Annotated in this window: 19 protein-coding genes; 11 read left to right on the top strand and 8 right to left on the bottom strand. The window is 31.4% G+C overall.

Annotated elements, in window-relative coordinates; translation table 11 throughout:
• Nucleotides 1-14 precede the first annotated feature (14 nt).
• Complete coding sequence (locus PQF96_RS10650; RefSeq protein WP_271766065.1) at nt 15-3,059, bottom strand: SusC/RagA family TonB-linked outer membrane protein; 3,045 nt, start codon at nt 3,057-3,059, stop codon at nt 15-17.
• 43 nt (nt 3,060-3,102) lie between these two features.
• Complete coding sequence (locus tag PQF96_RS10645) at nt 3,103-4,374, bottom strand: alkaline phosphatase family protein (protein ID WP_271766064.1); 1,272 nt, start codon at nt 4,372-4,374, stop codon at nt 3,103-3,105.
• Between the two features lie 378 nt (nt 4,375-4,752).
• Here PQF96_RS10645 and PQF96_RS10640 point away from each other — a divergent pair, with 378 nt between their 5' ends.
• Entirely contained in the window at nt 4,753-5,379 is a 627-nt protein-coding gene (locus PQF96_RS10640) for a TetR family transcriptional regulator (protein ID WP_271766063.1), read from the top strand.
• 16 nt (nt 5,380-5,395) lie between these two features.
• On the opposite strand, the gene PQF96_RS10635 is transcribed toward PQF96_RS10640, so the two are convergent.
• On the bottom strand, nt 5,396-5,647 hold the full coding sequence (locus tag PQF96_RS10635; protein ID WP_109434561.1) for a CBU_0592 family membrane protein: 252 nt from the start codon (nt 5,645-5,647) through the stop codon (nt 5,396-5,398).
• A 309-nt stretch (nt 5,648-5,956) separates the two neighbouring features.
• Between PQF96_RS10635 and PQF96_RS10630 the strand changes: the two genes are divergently transcribed.
• A complete protein-coding gene (locus PQF96_RS10630; RefSeq protein WP_271766062.1) occupies nt 5,957-6,379 on the top strand; it encodes a DUF2141 domain-containing protein in 423 nt (140 codons plus the stop codon).
• Between the two features lie 156 nt (nt 6,380-6,535).
• A complete protein-coding gene (locus tag PQF96_RS10625; RefSeq protein WP_109434559.1) occupies nt 6,536-7,486 on the top strand; it encodes a LysR family transcriptional regulator in 951 nt (316 codons plus the stop codon).
• 15 nt (nt 7,487-7,501) lie between these two features.
• Here the strand turns inward: PQF96_RS10625 and PQF96_RS10620 are convergent, their stop codons facing one another.
• The 4 genes from PQF96_RS10620 to PQF96_RS10605 all read right to left on the bottom strand — a co-directional run bounded on the left by PQF96_RS10620 (nt 7,502) and on the right by PQF96_RS10605 (nt 9,869).
• The gene (locus PQF96_RS10620; RefSeq protein ID WP_025664664.1) at nt 7,502-7,699 is read right to left on the bottom strand and encodes a hypothetical protein; all 198 of its coding nucleotides are present in this window, start codon (nt 7,697-7,699) and stop codon (nt 7,502-7,504) included.
• A 132-nt stretch (nt 7,700-7,831) separates the two neighbouring features.
• The gene (locus PQF96_RS10615; protein ID WP_109434558.1) at nt 7,832-8,632 is read right to left on the bottom strand and encodes a TIGR00266 family protein; all 801 of its coding nucleotides are present in this window, start codon (nt 8,630-8,632) and stop codon (nt 7,832-7,834) included.
• Between the two features lie 158 nt (nt 8,633-8,790).
• Nucleotides 8,791-9,342, bottom strand: coding sequence for a hypothetical protein (locus tag PQF96_RS10610; protein ID WP_271766061.1), 552 nt, complete (start codon nt 9,340-9,342; stop codon nt 8,791-8,793).
• 68 nt (nt 9,343-9,410) lie between these two features.
• A complete protein-coding gene (locus tag PQF96_RS10605; protein WP_271766060.1) occupies nt 9,411-9,869 on the bottom strand; it encodes a DUF4442 domain-containing protein in 459 nt (152 codons plus the stop codon).
• Nucleotides 9,870-10,023: 154 nt separating this feature from the next.
• Here PQF96_RS10605 and PQF96_RS10600 point away from each other — a divergent pair, with 154 nt between their 5' ends.
• From PQF96_RS10600 to PQF96_RS10570, 7 genes are all read left to right on the top strand, one after another.
• Nucleotides 10,024-10,476 (top strand): DUF4870 domain-containing protein, encoded by a 453-nt coding sequence (locus PQF96_RS10600; RefSeq protein ID WP_109434555.1) that lies wholly within the window; start codon nt 10,024-10,026, stop codon nt 10,474-10,476.
• Nucleotides 10,476-11,009 carry a zinc metalloprotease gene (locus PQF96_RS10595; protein WP_109434554.1) on the top strand — a complete coding sequence of 178 codons (534 nt, stop codon included), beginning with the start codon at nt 10,476-10,478 and terminating at the stop codon, nt 11,007-11,009. The genes PQF96_RS10600 and PQF96_RS10595 overlap by 1 nt, the downstream gene beginning before the upstream one ends.
• 56 nt (nt 11,010-11,065) lie before the next feature.
• Entirely contained in the window at nt 11,066-11,401 is a 336-nt protein-coding gene (locus PQF96_RS10590) for a PadR family transcriptional regulator (protein WP_109434553.1), read from the top strand.
• A gap of 1 nt (nt 11,402) precedes the next feature.
• Entirely contained in the window at nt 11,403-13,157 is a 1,755-nt protein-coding gene (locus tag PQF96_RS10585; RefSeq protein WP_109434552.1) for a PspC domain-containing protein, read from the top strand.
• Nucleotides 13,158-13,203: 46 nt separating this feature from the next.
• Nucleotides 13,204-13,923 (top strand): head GIN domain-containing protein, encoded by a 720-nt coding sequence (locus PQF96_RS10580; protein WP_109434551.1) that lies wholly within the window; start codon nt 13,204-13,206, stop codon nt 13,921-13,923.
• Nucleotides 13,924-14,107: 184 nt separating this feature from the next.
• A complete protein-coding gene (locus tag PQF96_RS10575) occupies nt 14,108-14,905 on the top strand; it encodes a nuclear transport factor 2 family protein (protein ID WP_271766059.1) in 798 nt (265 codons plus the stop codon).
• 12 nt (nt 14,906-14,917) lie between these two features.
• On the top strand, nt 14,918-15,922 hold the full coding sequence (locus PQF96_RS10570; protein ID WP_271766058.1) for a hypothetical protein: 1,005 nt from the start codon (nt 14,918-14,920) through the stop codon (nt 15,920-15,922).
• A gap of 92 nt (nt 15,923-16,014) precedes the next feature.
• Here the strand turns inward: PQF96_RS10570 and PQF96_RS10565 are convergent, their stop codons facing one another.
• The gene (locus PQF96_RS10565; RefSeq protein ID WP_271766057.1) at nt 16,015-16,767 is read right to left on the bottom strand and encodes a DUF5995 family protein; all 753 of its coding nucleotides are present in this window, start codon (nt 16,765-16,767) and stop codon (nt 16,015-16,017) included.
• Nucleotides 16,768-16,954: 187 nt separating this feature from the next.
• Between PQF96_RS10565 and PQF96_RS10560 the strand changes: the two genes are divergently transcribed.
• Nucleotides 16,955-17,815 carry a GIN domain-containing protein gene (locus PQF96_RS10560; RefSeq protein ID WP_271766056.1) on the top strand — a complete coding sequence of 287 codons (861 nt, stop codon included), beginning with the start codon at nt 16,955-16,957 and terminating at the stop codon, nt 17,813-17,815.
• Nucleotides 17,816-17,832 lie beyond the last annotated feature (17 nt).

The following is a 17,832-nucleotide window of genomic DNA, read 5'->3' as shown; positions in this document are numbered from 1 at the left end:
GATCATGTTACTTTTTATAATTTCATATTAAGTTTAAAACCGTACGTTCTTGCAGAGGGTAGTTGAGTCACTTCAAATCCTGGTAATAGGGACCCTCCATTTAATGCCTGAGCTTCAGGATCTATATTGGGAACATCTGTCCACAACACTAAATTGGATCCTACAAGACTTATAGAAAACTGTTGTAAACCTAGTGGTTTAACAACCTTTTCAGGGAAAGTATACCCCAGACTTAACTGACGTAGCTTTATATATGAAGCATCAAAGATATTTGCCTCTGCATTACTTCTGGGCACTCCATAGGCCCATGCTTCTGCGGTTACTTCTTGAGTATTTGGAACAAAACCTCCTGCGCCATCACTTACTACTCCTTCTCCAACAACTCCATCTCTCCATCCGGCTGTAAGTGCTAGAATTCCGCTTTCTCTTCCGATTGCATTGGTATAAGAATAGATTTCTCCCCCTTGTCTGATGTCGAATAATACAGATAAATTTACTCCTTTATATCTTAGATTTGTTGATAATCCTAACATCCAATCAGGGTTGTAGTTTCCTACTTTTTTTCTATCTCCTGTAAGTGGTAAACCATTTTCAAATATAATTTCTCCAGCATCATTTCTAACATAGGCTTGACCATAAATATCTCCCATTTGTTCTCCTGGTCTAGCCTCTACTGTAACGCCATCAGGTCCTTGAGCAATAATAAATGTATCCAGATCACTTGATAATGATTTTACTTCGCTTTCATTTTTTGAAAAATTAGCATTTATACGCCATTCAAAATTCTCTGTTCTAAGTGGCACTATACCTAATGCTAATTCTATACCCGAATTTTGAATCTCTCCTGCATTGGTCACCAAAGAATTGAATCCATTACTACCGGATACTCCTACATTAAGAATTTGGTCTCTCGATGTTGATGTATAATAAGTCGCGTCTAAAGAAATTCGCTTATTGAATAAAAAGGTTTCTAACCCAAACTCTGTAGAAGTTGTTCTTTCTGGTTTCAAATTAGCATTTGGCAATTGAGATGGATTGGTCAATGTACCAGGTAGTGTAGCAAAATTAAATGTTTTTGAAAGTCTGTATGGATCTGTATCCTTACCTACTTCTGCTATATTAAACCGAAGTTTTAAAAAATCTATTGCTTCTGGCATAGAAAACAATGCTGAAGGAATAAAAGACAAGGAAGCTGCAGGATAGAAATACGAATCATTTCCTGCTGGTAGTGTAGAAGACCAATCATTTCTCGCAGATATATCTAAATATAAAAAGTCCTTATATCCTATATTTGTAAATGCATATACACTATTAATCCTTTTCCTGAAAATATCGCTTCTCAACTCTGGAGTCACATCAATATTTTGTGAATTATAAATTCCAGGAATCGTTAATCCATTACCTAATAAAAAACTTTCAGTGATTTTTTGATCGAATCTATTACCTCCTATTGATGTTTTGGTCTCAAAATTGCCAAATTCTTTTTCATATGAAAGCAGAAAATCTGCATTGATTTCAGAGAAATTAATTCTTTGTTCTCTATATAATCCATTTGGAGCTCGTTGAGCCCCAATAGATCTACGTGACCATCTAAAATCATTTGATTCATCTGCACCAATTCGAGCTAATAAACTTAGATTTTCTGTTAATTGATACGTTGTATTTACATTACCAATAAATCTTTTCTTATTAAATGCATTGATATTCTCATTTACAATAAACCAGGGATTATCTCCCCAAGTAAATAATTTACGTTGTTCTTCATTTTCTACATTCCAATAATTCCTTAAATCATTTAAATCAACATTTATATAGTTCCAAAGTAACGTATACATTATACCTTGCGATCCATATCCTGCTACAGGAAGGTTGTCAGAACTTCTACTTATATAATTAGCTAATCCCTGAATTTTCCATTTATCATTGATGTTATAACCAGCATTTAACCTAAAGCTATTTCCTTTTAAGTTTGTATTAGGTATTATTCCTTCATTATAATTATTTCCATAACTGAATAAAAAATTTCCTTTCTCATTAGCTCCAGAAATAGAAACTGTATTATTTAAATTTACACCTGTTTCAAAAAAGTCATCTAAATCATATCTATTTATAAATGGCCTATCGATTGGTTCTCCTAAAGCTAATTCTTGAGAAACAATGGATCCATCAAGTCTTGGACCATAATTAGTACCAAAATTTGAGGCATATGCTCCTGCCCATCCACCACCATATTCGGTCTGTAAATCTGGTAGTCTTAATGCAGAGCTAAACATAGTAGAAGATGAAATTTCAACCCCTAAACCACGCCCTTCTTTTCCTTTTTTTGTAGTGATTACAATAACTCCGTTTGCTGCTCTGGATCCATATAGTGCTGATGCTGCAGCACCTTTAAGTACAGTTACAGATTCAAAATCATCAGAATTCAGTTCTGAAAGTCCGTTACCATAATCTGTGGGAAGATCTGCTTGATCAGTAGAATTTCCTCCAACTCCAAAAATGCGATTGTTTACAGGTATCCCATCCAAAATAAACAAAGGTTCATTGCTATTTAGATTTAAAGAATTCTCTCCTCTTATCACCACCCTTGCAGAACTTCCTAAACCATTACTTGCTCCTGTCACCTGTAAACCCGGAACCTTACCAGACAGCGTATTGATAACATTAGTCGCTTTAACTCTATTAATATCTTCAGATTTCAATTCACTAACTGCATACCCTAAAGCCTTTTTTTCTTTCCGAATACCTAAAGAAGTTACTACGACTTCTTCTAATAAATCAGCCCCTTCTTGTAATGAAATATTGATGACCGTTTGATTCTTTATCATTATTGTTTGAGTCTCATATCCCAAAACAGAAAATTCTAAAATTTCTCCTTCGTTAACTTCTAAAGTATAATTTCCATCAAAATCTGTTGCAGTACCTCTTGTTGTATTTTGTATTATTACATTTACTCCCGGAACAGGTGTCCCCGCAGGATCTACTACAACACCCGTAATTTGTTTTTGAGCAAAAAGGGAAGTAGAAAAAATGAGGAATAAAATAATCAGGTTCTTGTTCATTTTCACAAGTTTTTAGTGTTATTTAATAATTGATTTAAATTGCCTATTTGGGTGTAACTTTTACCCAGGTATTAATAGTTTGATTTTTAGTTTTCAAAACAATTTTTATATACTTTGTACCGGCAGGAGGTTTAATTTTGGTAGTAAATTCTTTTTTTTGAATATCAACTTCTCCCAAAAGAGTGAAGTTATCTTTCTCTCCTTTTTTATAATTATCGGTATAGCTTATATATACTTTTCCCATTTCATTTTCCTTATGTTCTGTTAACCACTGCAGATGTAAAAATTCATTATGTATACACACTCCTTCTAACTTAGATACATCTACTTTTTTCATTAGAGAAATTCCATCTAACTCTAATGATGTCTCTTCTGGAACAGTAATACTCAGATAATCGCAGATAGTAGGGAATATATCTACGATAGCTACTTTATTATTTTTAAAGTAAGTATTATCAATAGGCTTACTAAGCGCTATCCAAGTACTTCGTTCTCTATAGGATTGTTGACCATGGTGTTTTCCATCAGTGGGCATTCTTCCATGATCAGTGGTGACTATGATAAGCCAATCTTCTCCAGTTTTTTGTTCTCTTAGTTTGACTGCATCCCAAATAAGCCCAAGTAGCGAATCTTCAAAAGACACTGCATTAAAATATGTAGGGCTTTCTCCAAAAATATGTCCCATATCATCACTATGTTCCAGATATATCCAAGACAAATCTGGTCCTGTTTCAAATATGTGATTGGCTGCTTCTCTAGCCACTTCTGCATCTATTCGTTTTAGATATTTCTTTAATTTATCATGTGGGAATTTTTCTTCATTTAACTCTAAACCATCAAAAGAATAATCCATTTTTATTGCGCCTGTCTCCTTTAATCCTTCTCCTACAAGTTTGGTTCTGTTATCCAACCATGACGAATAAATAGCAATTTTCTTATCAGGATATATATCTTTAAATACTCTAAATATCGATGGGTAATTATAATTGGGGTTTACAATAGAATTTCCATAAACATTATGTTTATTAACCCAGGTGCCTGTCAGTAAACTATTATAACCTACCGCAGATATTGTTGGTGTTTCTGAGTATTTTCCTTTTTCTCCTCCAACATATGCTTCAGAAAAAGCACCTTCTTTAGACATTGTATCTATAAAGGGAGTATTAGATTTATAAAATAAATCTGTTGAAATACCATCAATAATAACGAACACTACTTTTTTAACACCTTCTGTACTAGTCTTTTTAGAAGCCTTATCCTGACCATTAACAGAACATCCAATCAGTATAGTTACTACGTATAAAAAAAATTTCATAAGAGTTATCAATTAGTTAAAACAAGATTAATCATCAGGGAGAAAGATTAAATTATTACTGTTTTCCCGTTGCAAATCTACAGCGAAGTAAAAATAGATTGAACAACCAGTCAATTAAAAAAAGTTTACTGTATGGTTAAACTAATGTTAGAGATTTTCTATTTAAGTTAATTAAATTGTTTTTAGCAATTTTAATAGATCAACACCTATACATAAGGCAAAACATCCTATTACTAAAGCATTTCCAGATGTTATAGTATCTAAACTTGTGTTGATTTTAATTCCTTTTAACAGCATAATTTTGTTAGTTTGAACGTATGTATGTTTTGAATTCTAAAACAAGAGGAGATTTAATAAATCAAGTTTAAAACTATATTTTTGACAAAAATTAATAGTTTAATGGGTAGAAAAAACTTAAGTGAAATACGACAAAAAGAAATTATAATTGCTTTTTATACTGTAGCCAAAAAAATTGGCTTAGAAAATACTTCTGTCGCAAAGGTTGCAGAGGAAATGGGAATTAGTAAAGGTTTAGTAATGCACTATTTTGCTACAAAAGAGAGTCTTCTAGTTGCTTTAAAAGATTATATTCTCGAGAAATACTTAAGTTTTATTGATTCAGAAAAACTTAAATCTATAGATAGTAAAGAAAAATTAGAAGAATTTATTATGCTATTATTTTCCAGAAAATGGAATGATTACGTGGATGACGGACTCTTTTATAGCTTTTATGCTCAAGTATATAGAAATAAAGATTTCAATAAAAGTTTTAAGTCATTTTTGGAGACACTACATAACGTTTTAAAAAACAGACTACTGGATGCAAGAAACAACGGAATCATAGTGAATACAAATATAGATGAGCTTACAGAAATTATTTTTGCTCTAATTGATGGCGCTTATTATTATCTGGGAACTTTTACAGATAACAGAAAAGAGTATGAAAAGCAAGTCACGATATATATGAATCATGTAAAACAATTAATTGAATATAAAACATCTTAAATATCTTCATATTGAATTAATTGATTAATTTTCTTTTCAAAACAATTCTAATTATTGATATTATACCGATAAGACCCCAAACTACATTTACAACAATTGTAGGGTAATCCTCTACTGGCAATGCATTAATAACTAAACATAGAGCTCCAAAAGTATTTACACCGTGAAACACTTCTTTATCAGATTTTAAAATTTCTAAACTTAGCAACAAATAAGCTAGTACATAAGCAATAGCTCCTAGCCAACCAATAATTTGAGGTATAGTCATTCTTATACAATTTTACATCAAATTAACTGCTATTTTCAAGAAACCTATACACATGTCTTACATTATTTACCTTTTCATAACATTACATCTATACTTGGCATCTTTACACATAACATGATTAGATTTTACAATGCTATCAAAACTTGAACATCATAACTGATCAGTGATAGTACTAAAAACAAGTCCATTCTGGAGATACCTACATTTCATCCTCTAAAAATAACAACTCAGTATTTTACTTTATAAAAGACTCCTGGTTTTATAGACTTTTGAATCATCAAAAAACAATAACTATAAAACTTTAATCATATGAAAACTCTAGCTTTAATCGTAGCCCTTCTAATTTCCAATTTTTTCACACACGCACAAGAAAACATCAATGGAATAACCATTACAGTAACTGTTCCCAATGTTACAAGCTCAGAAGGTGAAGTTCTTTTTGGATTATATGACGAAAATACCTTTATGAAAGCTGCCCCTATAAAAGGTGAAAAAAGTATAATCACTGATGGTGTAGCAAAAATCACTTTTACCAATGTTCCTGCAGGAGTATATGCCATCTCATGTTTTCATGATATAAATGGAAATAACAGAATGGATTTTGAACCTAATGGAATGCCAAAAGAAAATTATGGAGTATCCAACAATAGTATGAGTTACGGACCACCAATGTGGGGTGAAGCAAAATTTGAAGTGACTTCAGAAAACCTAGAACTTGAAATTAGAATGTAAATATATAAATACAGGTATTCATCAATCAAAAAAAGAATTGCACTTCATTAGTGCAATTCTTTTTTGTGATCAGCACATAGACAAAACAAATTTTTAGTAATTTTTTAATAAATAATATCGATAGCTTTCATATTTTTGTTGCCCAAAATATAACCTATGACCATTACACAATTGAAATATGTTTTAGCAGTTGCCGAAAACAAGAATTTTACCAAAGCTGCAGAAAAAACTTTTGTTACTCAGCCTACCTTAAGTATGCAAATTCAAAAGCTCGAAGAAGAACTTGATATTCTAATTTTTGATCGAAGTAAAAAACCTATTGAGCTTACAGAAGTTGGCAGTAAACTTGTACAGCAAGCTAGAAATATTGTAAATGAAAGTGAACGTATTCAGGATATTGTAGATCAACAAAAAGGGTTTATTGGAGGAGAATTTAAGATTGGGGTTATCCCGACAATAATGCCTACTCTATTACCAATGTTTTTAAATAATTTTATAAAAAAATACCCAAAAGTAAAGTTAAAAATTGAAGAGTTAAATACCGAAGCAATAGTTGAACGTCTTCTAGATGGTCATCTCGATGCTGCTATTGCTGCAACTCCGTTAGAAGACGAAAATATAAAAGAAAGGGTATTGTATTATGAACCTTTTGTTGGGTATATCCCTTCTAATCACAGGTTAAATCAGAAGAAAAAAATAGATACTGCAGATCTTGACATTGATGATATGTTACTGTTAGAAGATGGTCATTGTTTTAGAGATGGCATTATTAATCTGTGTAAAACCAAAAAGAGTTATGAAGAAGACCATTTTCAATTAGAAAGCGGAAGTTTTGAAACATTAATAAAACTTGCTAATGAAGGTTTAGGAATGACTTTATTACCTTATTTACATACTTTGGATATCAAAAATAATGAAAAGAGTAACTTGCATTACTTTAATGAACCTTCTCCTGCCAGAGAAGTAAGTCTGATTTTTAATAAAAGTGAATTAAAAATGCAAATCATTGAAGCCTTGCATTCTACTATAGCTGGTATTGTAAAAGGAGCCATTGCGTTTCAAAACGTGCAGATTATCAGCCCTCTATCAAAAATAAAAAGCGACTAAAAGTCGCTTTTTATATTATGATTTTAAATAAATTAAACAAGATTGTAATTCTGGTTGCTTTACTGTTAGTGATTGAATCCAAATTTTTAATTCTTCAATCTCATGTGGAAGTAGTCTGTTTAGTGCTTTCAGGACTTCCTTTGTAAAAAGATTAACATCAAAACTTACTTTCTTAAGTACAGTCTTAGTGTAATCAAACATCGCTCTGGCCATAAATTAATAGGGGTTTAAATATTAGGTTTAAACAAGTAATTGTAGGAATAAGCTTACTGTTTTTAAAGTTGTTCATGCTAATATATGCAAATAAAACCAAAAAAATAGTCATTTAGCGCTTATTTAACATTGTTAAAAATTGTTATCGCCATCTAAAAGATCTCCTAATCCTCCCAGTATACTTCCTTCTCCCTTACTTTTACCTCCTCCTCTAGGAGCTAAAGCCAATACTCTATTAGCTAGCCTACTAAAAGGTAGTGATTGGACATACACCACGCCAGGTCCTGTTAGTGTAGCAAAGAAGAGCCCTTCTCCTCCAAAAATTGTGTTTTTAATTCCTCCTACAAACTCTATATCATAATTTACATTTTTAGAAAATCCAATAATACAACCTGTATCAATTTTTAATTTTTCTCCTGGTTGTAGTTCTTTTCGTGCTGTAGTTCCTCCTGCATGAACAAAAGCCATACCATCGCCTTCTAACTTTTGCATAATAAAACCTTCCCCTCCAAATAAACCTCTACCTAATTTTTTGGAAAACTCTATTCCAATAGAAACTCCTTTGGCTGCACATAGAAAAGCATCTTTTTGGCAAATAAATTTATTCCCGTATTTGGTTAGGTCTATCGGAATAATTTTTCCCGGATATGGCGAAGCAAAACTTACTTTCTTTTTTCCTCCAACCTGGTTATAAAAAGCAGTCATAAATAAACTTTCACCAGTTAACAATCGTTTACCCGCTCCAAAAATTTTACCAAAAACTCCTTTATCTTTCTCTGATCCATCTCCAAAGATGGTATCCATTTTTATACCATCGTCCATCATCATAAAACTTCCTGCTTCTGCAATTACTCCTTCTTGTGGATCAAGTTCTATTTCTACATATTGCATTTCTTCACCTATGATTTCATAATCGATTTCGTGTGCTGTCATATTTTTAAATGTTTAAAATATTTTGATTAATGAATAACTACTTTATGAGTAAACATTTTTTTAAATATGTTACATCATATTATTCTTACAGAAACGTATTTAAAAAAATCACATTAATATTGATCAGAAAAACTGCCTTTACACTCCCTATAAATTATTTATCTTACTGATACGGTATCAATACTAAGATAATCGCTAACAGTTGGATCAATAAAAAATTTCTGACCTGTCTTTGCATTTTCGATAATTACAAAATCATGATCTTTAAAAAATGGAGATTCGATATAATTATGAATATTAATACCAAAAAAATACAATTCCCCAATTCTGGTCGTAGCTTTCCAGTCTTTTAAAAGAGGATTCTTTTTGATCATATAATTGCAAATAGTTTCAAAAAAGAGTGCATATCCAATACAATGAGTATATTCACTAGTGATCAACTTATTCGGATCAATATCACATTTAGATGAAGTAAAATGTAACTTTTCATTAGTAAGTACTCTCGATTTTTTTAGTATTGATTCAATATCTATAAGATCATCTTCTGTTAATTCTTTTTTAATAAAATTGATTAAATTTTCATCTTTTACCTCATAGCCTTTTCTTGAACCAACAACTTCATACTTAATAATAGCTCTGTAAATAGAAGCTTTAAATATAATTAACAACACTATAAGACTACTAAGAATATATATTTTTTTGAATTTCATCTTGTAAAACAGAAATCTGAAACACAATATACTTAAAAGGTGATCGGATAAATGTTATATTTCTTTCCTTATACCTTTTTAACTTTAACAGTCCACTCAAAATTAAATGTAGACACTTCTACTCCATCTGTATTGGTTCCAATAGATTTCATCCAAACCGTTTGCCCTTCTCCTGTTTCTATTGTTTTTTTAATTGCATCTTCTACCAGATTACCATCATTACATACAAAAGTAATTCTTCCTGTAGCCTTCTTTGTAAACGTAGCATTGTTGTTTGCAACCAACATAGAGATTTTTTTACCACTGTCTCTTATATATCCAGTTACCATAGCTCCTGTAGTAAGTTCAGCAGCCATTCCTTGTACAGCCCAGAACATAGAATTAAATGGATTTTGATTTATCCATCTGTGCCTTACACTTACCATACAACTAGTTCTATCGATACTTTTTACCCGCACCCCACACAACCATGCAGAAGGTAATTTAAACAATAAGAAGGTATTAAGCTTACCCGGAGTAATATTCATGATTTTCATTTTTAGTATACACAATATAAGTAAAAAGAAACAGCATGCAAAAGACTTTAAAATCTTAAATTTATGTTAAATTATGGTACTATGTTTTGCATAATACCTTTTTTTAACCATATATTTGCATAAGAAACTATTATATACTTTTAAAATGTCAATCAAAAATCACAAAAATATCGCAACGTTTATGCATCTAGGTGCATTCTCAAAATACTTTATTCCTTTTGGGAATTATATTGTTCCAATTCTATTATGGACAACGAACAAAGACAAATCAGAATTCATTGATGATCATGGTAAAGAAGCTATCAATTTTCAACTAAGTATATTATTATATACTATTATCCTTGGAATATTTTCATTTCCGTTTTTCATTTTTAACGTTTTTGGAGATGCTACAATATCAGATTTATTTCATTTTAATGACATATCCATCAATTTCTCTGATGCAGGAGGGTTTAGAACTCTTATTGGAGCTTCCTTTGTAGGTGTTATCGCTTTAATTGGTTTTTTTCTGGAAATAATCTTTACAATTAGCGCAGCAATGAAAGCAAATAAGGGTGAAAAATACAGATATCCATTATCTATACGATTTATAAAATAATGAAGGCAGTAATAAACATAAAATATATTCTAATAATGACTCTTGCAGTTGTACTGTCCTTTTTCTTTCATGAATTAGCACATTTACTTACAGGAAAGCTATTAGGATATCCCATGCAAATGACACTTAATTCTGCTTTCTTGGTAGAAGGAGAATATAAAACAGTATGGCATGAGCACATTGTAAGTGCTGCCGGACCGCTCTTTACAGTACTAACAGCATTTGTATTTTTTTATGTTATTAGAAAGACAAAAAATATGTATTGGTATCCTTTTTTGTTTTTTGCTTTTGCTTTTAGACTAATGGCAATGATTGTATCGATTTTTAATCCAAATGATGAAGCTCGAATTAGTCAATGGTTGGGATTAGGGTATTGGATACTTCCATTATTAGTATGCTTTACATTATTGTTCTTATTAATAAAAACATCAAAGGAACAGGAATACACTATAAAGTTTAACCTAATCAATTATCTTTTAACATCTGTTTTTATAGCTGGTGTAGTATTTACTGATCAATATTTTTTAAAGTAACCATCAATCAAACATCAATCAAAAAATGAACAGTTTAACATTTAAAAATTAGTTTTATGAAGATCGAAAACACAAAAGCGCAAATGCGCAAAGGTGTTCTGGAATATTGCATACTTTCTATCCTTAAGGACGATGATGCTTATGTTGCTGAAATTTTGGGAACCCTTAAAGACGCAAAAATGCTTGTGGTAGAAGGTACAATATATCCCCTGTTAACAAGACTCAAAAATGCAGGATTATTAAGCTATCGCTGGGAAGAGTCAACGTCAGGACCACCTCGTAAATATTATGGACTCACCGAAACAGGAAAACTGTTTCTCAAAGAATTAAATACCACTTGGGAAGAATTACAAAATGCTGTAAATCTGGTAACCAAACAAAAAAAGAAGTAAAATGAACAAGACAGTTAATATAAATTTAGCAGGCATATTTTTTCATATAGACGAAGACGCTTATCTAAAACTGCAACGTTATCTAAGTGCTATAAAACGCTCTTTCACTGATTCGCAAGGGAGAGATGAGATCATAGCAGATATCGAAGCTCGTATTGCAGAGTTGTTTAGTGAAAAAATAAAGGATGAACGACAGGTTATTGGAAATCAAGAGGTAGAAGAAGTAATCACTGTAATGGGACAACCCGAAGATTACAGATTAGACGAAGAAATCTTTGAAGATGAGCCTAAAACATCAAATCAAAAATCAAAAACATCAAGACACCTATTTAGAGATACAACAAATTCTTATGTAGGTGGAGTAAGCTCTGGATTAGGTCACTACCTAGGAATAGAAGCAATTTGGATTCGATTAGCATGGATATTATTTACAATTTTCTCTAGTGGAGCCTTTGTTCTTATCTATATAGCTTTCTGGATTTTTGTTCAGGAAGCTAAAACTACAGCCGATTTTCTTGCTATGAGAGGAGAAGCTGTAAATATCAGTAATATAGAAAAGAAAATTAAAGAAGGGTTTGATGGTGTTGCTGACACCGTAAAAAATGTAGATTACCAAAAATACAGTAGTAAAGTAAAAAATAGTTCTACTACTTTCTTTGATGCTTTGGGAGATGTACTTTTATTCTTACTAAAGATTTTTGTAAAGTTTATAGGTGTTCTACTTATTATCATTGCCGGTGTAACTTTAATCAGTCTTTTTATAGGTCTGTTTACTTTGGGAACATTTGGATTTATGGACACCCCATGGGTTGAATACATAGAAGTTGGCAGTCATCCCGAAGTACCACTATGGTTAATTTCTTTATTATCCTTTTTTGCAGTAGGAATACCATTCTTCTTCTTATTCATTCTTGGATTGAAAATTATGATTAAAAACCTAAAATCTATAGGTACCCCAGCAAAACTTGGTTTATTAGGAGTTTGGATGCTTTCATTAATAGGGTTAGGAATTGTCGGTATCAGACAGGCAACTCTAGAAGCTTATGATGCGCAAGTAATCACAGAAAAAGAAATACTTCCTATAACCAGTAAGGACACACTAACTATAAAAATGGAAGGTAACAATAGATACGTTAGACATTTAAGACATAGACACGATTATAAGATCAAACGTGACGAACAAGGCAACAGAGTAATTGTTATTCAGGATGTTGAAGTATACCTTAAGGCTTCAAAGAAAGATTCTACTTTAGGAATTTCTATCGAAAAGAAAGCTCAGGGAAGATCTTATGAAGAAGCTTCAAAAAGAGCCGAAGAGCTTAAATATGCATACGAACTTGATGGTGATACTTTACTATTAAACGGTTATGCCATTACTGAATATACTAACAAATACAGAGATCAAGAAATAAAAGTGATCTTAACACTACCCGAGGGAATTACAATATTTGCTGATGATAATACATCAGGGTATAATAATTCCTGGAAATATGATGACTATATCACCGTAGATGGAAAAGAAGGAAACTATGTAAAGTTAGTAAATGGAAAATTTGAATGCGATACATGTATCGAAGATCAAGATGAATGGGAATACCAAGAATCTCAAAATGATGATGACAGTATTAAGATCAATATTAACACTGATGATGAAGATTTTAAATTAAAAATTGATGAAGATGGAGTAGAACTAAATAATGAACCCGTAAAATTAAAAATCGACGAGAACGGAATAGAAATTAAAACCGAAAATTAAATCAAATCAAAAAACGAACAGTTTAAATTCATTAAAACATAAAATTATGACAGCACTAGCCAAATTTTTAGTAATTCTTTCCTTATCATTAGCCTGTTGCTCATGCAATGTAGCTTTCAATGGAGTTAGAGGAAAAGGAGAAGTAGTAGAAAAAGAAAGAACCATTAACTCTGATTTTGATGCCATTAAAGCCAGTAGAGGCTTAGATGTAATCCTTGTTAATAGTCCCAACAAAAAAGTAATAGTCGAAGCCAATAAAAATCTACATGATCACATTGAAATCTATGTCGAAGGTAATACACTACGTGTAACCTCTGATGAGAATATATATTCTGCAGATGAAAAAAAAGTATATGTTTCTTATACCAAATTAAACAAGGTACATGTTAATAGTGGCGCGAGTGTTTCATCAGATCAAGAAGTGGTTCAAAAAGATCTTGACCTAAGTGCAACAAGTGGTGCTGATATAAATTTAGAAATAAAAGCAGAAACCGTTACTACTTCCGTAACAAGCGGTGCTATGATGAATCTCTCAGGAAAAGTAAATCATCATCAAGCAAGAGCTACTAGTGGAGCCGATATACGTGCTCAAGACCTTTTGAGCTTATCGACTGAAGCAAAAGCTACGAGTGGAGCATCTATAAGAATTCATGCCAAAAATGAATTTACAGGAAAAGCAACAAGTGGTGCAGATGTAGTCTACTATGGAAAACCAGAAAAAGTATCAGAAACAGATAATTCTGGAGGAAATGTTAGAAGACATTAAACCTTATAAATCCTAAATAACAACCTAACTAATTATTTAATCAACCAAAATAAGCTGTCTGAGAAGCAAAACTAACCAACCACTAGCTTTTCAGGCAGTTTTTTATTAAACATTAACCTAACTAATCAAATTCATCAATCTTAATCAAATCACTTCCGGATGGATAATCTAAAAAAACGAACAAATGAAAATCATATTGAAAAAATCAACTATTTGGGTAGTCATCGTATTCATAACTACACAAATATCAACCTATGCACAATCAAATCAAAATCATTCTGATCAAAAGCCTCTCAAAGAAATAATTCTTACTCTTGATGGGCAGTTCTGGAAAGCATATAACACTTGTGATATTGAGAATTTTAAAACATTCTTTATCGATGATTTTGAATTTTATCACGACAAAGGAGGATTAACTTCTGGTCTTTCCAAAATGATGAAACTAGTAGAGACTGGATTATGTGGTAAAGAAAATCCGAGATTGCGAAGAGAGGTTGTAGAAAATAGCGTTAACGTATATCCTTTAAACAATTATGGAGCAATTATAAGCGGAGAACATGTTTTTTATATTACGGAAAAAGGAAAGCAGGAAAGATTAATTGAGATTGCTAAGTTTACTCATGTCTGGCAGCATAAAAATCAGGAATGGAAAATGACAAGAGTTTTAAGTTATGACCATCAACCTGCTCCCCAAAATACAGATAAAAAGGAAATCTCTATTTCTGATGAAATTTTGACACAATATGTAGGCACATATGAAGCTCCAAAAACTGGTACCGTAAGCATTACAAAAAAAGAACATCTTCTAGAAATAAAAGCTGGTAAAATGCAGGCAATCGTATATCCACAATCCGAAAATCATTTTTTCCATAAACAAAGTCCTCTTTCCTTCGAATTTATAAAAAACGCCGAAGGTAATGTAGATAAATTTATTGCTCGTGAAAATGGAGCTATAGTAGAAGAGGCAAAAAAAATAAAATAAAAATATTCTGTTATGAGAATAATATTGACCATCTGTATAACATGTATATGTATTGTAGGAACATCACAAACAAAAAAGATTCCAACAATCAATGATGCATTACAAAAGTATAGCTTCCTGGAAGAGGAAATTGTACACAAAACAGACACGATTACATATTATTTGAAGAATTACAAAAATGATAAGGTCAAACCTGATAAACTAGTTGTCTTCATTCAAGGAACTGATCCAAACCCTATTTTCTCGTATAAGATTAAAAATGATAAATATGTTATCTATAGATGGTTTAATAATGATTATAAAACTTTAGATTCAACTTATACTTTTGCAATAGTTCCAAAACCAGGTCTCAGCGGAATTATAAATGAAGAAAAAAATAGTATTCCGCAATCATACCATATTAAAAACCATAGAGAATATCGAGTAAATCAAATACATTTTTCTATAGAACACATCATTAAAAAACATCTTAAAAAACCCAATAAAATAATTGTATATGGACATTCTGAGGGAGCAGTTATAGCCGCATCCTTAGTACAGAAAAACAAAAATATAACCCACTTGGGCTTTTGGTCAGGGAATGTACTTAATAATTTTTATGAATTCTCTTTGTTTGAAAGGATAGCTGCTCTAAAGAAACAACAATCTGATTCTATTGCACATACCAATATAATGAATATTATCGACTGGTATAAAAAAGTAATTAATAAACCAAACTCTACAGCAATTGATGATTGGGGGTTTACAAATAAGAGATGGTCTTCTTATCAAAACCCTCCTATACAAGATTTACTAAAAATTGATATTCCAATTTATACCGTCTTTGGAACTCAAGATGAAAGCACCCCTATTGAAACAGCATATCTAATTCCGATACAATTTATGCAATTAAAAAAAAACAATTTAACTTTTGACATCTGCATTGGCTGTGACCATACATACACAGAAAAAAATAATGATAAAATCACAAAACATTGGAATAGAATTTTTAAAGAATTTATAGCATGGACAAAATAACAATAACCACAACCGATTATGTAACCGGTCAAAATAAACTACTAACCAACCACTAGCTTTTTGGGCAGTTTTTTAAATCCATAAATTTAAAGTTATTCATTTAAATCGTTAATTTTATCCCTAATAGTACCGCGTTCTCCTAGCCTAACAATCATCAATACCATTTGAACAATAAAACCCGGTTTAATTACGATTCTTGCCTTTTCTGCCACTTTAACATCTCGTTCTCCTATGAGCTCTGTAATCATATTACCAGGAGAACTTGAAAGCTCTTTTGCAAATTCCCATGCTCCATCCCTAGCAAGTTTCATACTAAAGTCGACTAAAAAATCGTCTACTTTTCGAGTCCATTTCAAGATTTTTTTTAATGTGGGCCAAATCTCAGCCAGATCATTCTCTACCTCTTTGACCAAAGATGATAAAACTTCATTTATCTTATCAAAATCTCCTTTAAGATTTTCAATATCCTCACCTTTTGCAACTTCTGCAGCCGCAATACCCAAATCCAGATTAATATGAGCATTTATACCAATCAACAGATGTTGTAATACAATAGGCCAATATTTATTAGATAAATTAAATGCTTTTTCCCAGGATTTGGTAACAGTTTTATTTTCCTGAAATGTGAAATAAGCATCAAGATATCTATTCGCAAATATCACATCTAGTTTTTCCATTCTTGGGCCATCATCAAAAAAATCATTATCAATCCCCTCTTTTACTTTAATAGTTACCTTTCTATATAAAGTTGCAAAATATCCTAATGGATTATTATTGGTCTTTGATTCGAGTATGATATTTCCCAAAGTGATAATAACATCATCTATAGTATGTACAGGTTTCAAGGTTCTGGTTTGTTTTTAGGTTCTAAAAGATATGAAATATACGTTCTTAAATTCTATTTTTTTAGTTTACTCGTGTAACTCTTATTTAATCTATGAGTCTATTTATATTTGTAAATAAGTTTTATATAGAATGCTATACTTAAACTTAAAAAAAACTGTTTTATTAGCATATAAATTTCACACAAATATGAGAACTTCACTGCTATTACTATTTGCTCTTCTAGTATTTGCAAATACATTTGGACAAAAAGAAAAGGTAAAAGGAAACAAAATTGTTAGTACCGAGGAATTCAATACAGAAGCATTTCATACTATAGAAATATATGAAAGCTTTGAGGTCACACTAGATGAAAGTAGTGACAATCAAGTTAAAATTGAAGCTGATAGTAATCTTCAGGAATTAATACAAGTCATTGTTCAGGATAGTGTTTTGATTATTAAATCTGATAAAGACTTAAGGCGCGCAAAAGCTTTAAACCTTAGTATTTCTTATGCTACCGAATTAAAAAAAATTAAGGTTTATGATAAAGTCAACGCAAAATCATTATCACCTATAACTTCTGGAGAGTTATCGGTAGAAGTAAATGATAATGCAGAAATGTTTTTAACTATAGATGCTGGTAAAATAAATTATGTAGGAAGCGGAAAGTCCAATACAGAATTGCATGCTACAGCCAGAGAAATTATATATCAGATTAATGATAATTCTGAGTTAAAAGGCATCGCGACTACAGACAGTCTTACAGTAGATTTATATCAAAAGGGGGTTGCTAAACTTGAAGGAGAAGTCAAATCGATGCTAGTTAGAGTAGATAACGATACCGATTTTTATGGTGAAAAGTTAAGTGCTACAAAAACTACTTTGATAGCAGAAGGGACAAGTGATTGTTTCCTATTGACTAATGGAGAACTTCATATTGACGCCAAGGACAAAACTGAAATATACCTGCTCGGTGAGCCCAAGATTAGTATAAAAGCATTTGCAAATGAAGCAACTTTATATAAGAAAAATATAGACTACGTTCCTAGTAAGTTTAGACTGAAATAAAATAAACGTTTAACATA

The organism is Aquimarina algiphila, from assembly GCF_947494415.1.
Lineage (GTDB): Bacteria > Bacteroidota > Bacteroidia > Flavobacteriales > Flavobacteriaceae > Aquimarina > Aquimarina algiphila.
This window is presented reverse-complemented; position numbering and strand designations above follow the sequence as displayed.

Coding starts and splice junctions, on each gene's coding strand:
- PQF96_RS10625 (WP_109434559.1), top strand. CDS start 6,536: ATGACCATTACACAATTGAAATATGTTTTAGCAGTTGCCGAAAACAAG.
- PQF96_RS10610 (WP_271766061.1), bottom strand. CDS start 9,342: ATGAAATTCAAAAAAATATATATTCTTAGTAGTCTTATAGTGTTGTTA.
- PQF96_RS10575 (WP_271766059.1), top strand. CDS start 14,108: ATGAAAATCATATTGAAAAAATCAACTATTTGGGTAGTCATCGTATTC.
- PQF96_RS10570 (WP_271766058.1), top strand. CDS start 14,918: ATGAGAATAATATTGACCATCTGTATAACATGTATATGTATTGTAGGA.
- PQF96_RS10615 (WP_109434558.1), bottom strand. CDS start 8,632: ATGACAGCACACGAAATCGATTATGAAATCATAGGTGAAGAAATGCAA.
- PQF96_RS10595 (WP_109434554.1), top strand. CDS start 10,476: ATGAAGGCAGTAATAAACATAAAATATATTCTAATAATGACTCTTGCA.
- PQF96_RS10590 (WP_109434553.1), top strand. CDS start 11,066: ATGAAGATCGAAAACACAAAAGCGCAAATGCGCAAAGGTGTTCTGGAA.
- PQF96_RS10600 (WP_109434555.1), top strand. CDS start 10,024: ATGTCAATCAAAAATCACAAAAATATCGCAACGTTTATGCATCTAGGT.
- PQF96_RS10605 (WP_271766060.1), bottom strand. CDS start 9,869: ATGAATATTACTCCGGGTAAGCTTAATACCTTCTTATTGTTTAAATTA.
- PQF96_RS10650 (WP_271766065.1), bottom strand. CDS start 3,059: ATGAACAAGAACCTGATTATTTTATTCCTCATTTTTTCTACTTCCCTT.
- PQF96_RS10580 (WP_109434551.1), top strand. CDS start 13,204: ATGACAGCACTAGCCAAATTTTTAGTAATTCTTTCCTTATCATTAGCC.
- PQF96_RS10635 (WP_109434561.1), bottom strand. CDS start 5,647: ATGACTATACCTCAAATTATTGGTTGGCTAGGAGCTATTGCTTATGTA.
- PQF96_RS10560 (WP_271766056.1), top strand. CDS start 16,955: ATGAGAACTTCACTGCTATTACTATTTGCTCTTCTAGTATTTGCAAAT.
- PQF96_RS10585 (WP_109434552.1), top strand. CDS start 11,403: ATGAACAAGACAGTTAATATAAATTTAGCAGGCATATTTTTTCATATA.
- PQF96_RS10630 (WP_271766062.1), top strand. CDS start 5,957: ATGAAAACTCTAGCTTTAATCGTAGCCCTTCTAATTTCCAATTTTTTC.
- PQF96_RS10645 (WP_271766064.1), bottom strand. CDS start 4,374: ATGAAATTTTTTTTATACGTAGTAACTATACTGATTGGATGTTCTGTT.
- PQF96_RS10620 (WP_025664664.1), bottom strand. CDS start 7,699: ATGGCCAGAGCGATGTTTGATTACACTAAGACTGTACTTAAGAAAGTA.